The sequence below is a fragment of the Actinomycetota bacterium genome (genome assembly GCA_030682655.1).
In the GTDB taxonomy this organism is placed as follows: Bacteria; Actinomycetota; Coriobacteriia; order Anaerosomatales; family JAUXNU01; genus JAUXNU01.
In genome coordinates this window covers 1-1,763 of record JAUXNU010000170.1, presented here as the reverse complement: position 1 = coordinate 1,763, position 1,763 = coordinate 1, and the positions used below count along the sequence as shown (strand labels likewise).

Annotated in this window: 2 protein-coding genes; both read left to right on the top strand. The window is 63.5% G+C overall.

The genetic code is table 11. The features are described from left to right. The coding region (locus Q8K99_10990) for an acetate--CoA ligase family protein (GenBank protein ID MDP2183079.1) at positions 1-527 on the top strand (527 nt) is incomplete at its 5' end. Beyond that, complete coding sequence (locus Q8K99_10985) at positions 524-1,585, top strand: phosphotransacetylase family protein (GenBank protein MDP2183078.1); 1,062 nt, start codon at positions 524-526, stop codon at positions 1,583-1,585. The genes Q8K99_10990 and Q8K99_10985, both read left to right, overlap by 4 nt. Positions 1,586-1,763 lie beyond the last annotated feature (178 nt).

Below are 1,763 nucleotides of genomic sequence, written 5' to 3'. Positions count from 1 at the left end.
TGGTGAGCCCTGACATCCTTCACAAGTCCGACGTAGGCGGCATTCGGATTAACATCGCCGACGAGACCTCCCTCGCCCGTGCCTACGACGAGATGCTCGACGGGGTGCGCCAGCGGATGCCCGGGGCGGCGGTGTGGGGCGTCCACATCCAGAAGATGGTCCCGCCCGGACGCGAAGTGATCATCGGTGTGGACCGCGATCCGACCTTCGGCCCACTTTTGATGTTCGGGCTGGGTGGCATCTATGTCGAAGTGCTCCAGGATGTCACCTTCCGTCTTTGTCCTGTCACACACCGCGAAGCTCATGAGATGCTGTCGGAGGTCCGCTCGTTCGGCCTTTTGCGCGGGGCTCGCGGCCAGCGACCGGCGGACCTCGAAGCGCTCGCTGACATCCTTGTCCGGGTGTCTGTCCTCGCAAGCGAGACGCCCGAGATTCTTGAACTTGACCTGAATCCGGTTATCGTCGGAGATGTCGGCCAGGGGGCGATGGCCGCGGATGTACGCATCGGCATCGGAGGCACAGCGTGAAAACGATCATTGTCGCTTCGACGGAGCCCTACGCGGGCAAGAGCGGAATCTCGCTAGCGCTTCTGAACGACTTCTCACAACGGGGGTTGGCGTGCGGCTACTTCAAGCCGTTCGGCACGATGCCCGTCACGGTCGACGGCGTTCTCACCGACCAGGACGCAGCCTACATCTCCACCCACGCGTGCACGCAGGTCCCGCTAGAGACGGTCTGCCCGGTAGTGCGCACTCGCGGTCTAATCGAGGAACTCGTGAGGGGAGCGGAGTCAGATCGCTCTGACACGGTCAGGGCCGCGTACGCCGTCGCATCCGCCGGCGCTGAGATCATGGTGGTCGAGGGCACCAGCGACCTTTCTCAGGCTCGCTGTGTCGGTCTCTCCATATGCGAGCTCGCCGAGATCCTCGACGCGCGAGTGCTCCTCGTCGACAAACCGGACGGCGTCTCCTTGCCCGACCGCATCCTCTACGCCGCGGACTGTCTAGGCGATCGCCTGCTCGGCGTGGTGTTCAACGCGGTACACGAGTCGTTCTTCGGCTTCGTACGCGACGCAATATGGCCCTTCCTGGAAGCGCGCGGAGTCCGTGTCTTCGGCGTGATGCCGCACGACGCGATGCTCTCATCGGTGACGGTTCAGGAAATCGTGGACGCCCTTGACGGCGCGGTCCTGTGTGCCGACGAACGCCTCGACGAGGCGGTCGAATCGTTCATGGTTGGCGCGATGGGGCAGGAGAAGGCGCTCAGGTTCTTCAGGCGCAAGGCTCGCAAAGCGGTCATCACGGGAGGAGACCGCAGCGACGTCCAGCTCGCGGCACTTGAGACCGACACGCGCTGCATCGTTCTTACGGGGAACCTGCCGCCCAGTTCGCTCGTGCTATCTCGCGCGGAGGATCTCGGGGTGCCGATGATCCTCGTAGGCATGGATACGCTCTCCGCCGTCGAGGCCATGGAGCGACTCCTCGGCCGAGTACGTCTTCACGACCCCTCTAAGGCTGATAGAATACGCGAGATGTTCACCGCAGCCGTTGACGCCGATGCGCTTCTGGACGAACTCAACGGCTGAGTTCGCGTACCTTTGAGGAGCGTTCATGGCTGACGGTCGTCCCGTCACAGTGTGCGTCGACGCAGTCGGCGGCGACTCTGCCCCCGCCGAGATACTGCGCGGAGTGGAAACGGCGCTTTCCGATGACCCTTCGCTCAGGGTCATGGTCACCGGTCCTTCAGACATCGTTGCGCCGTTT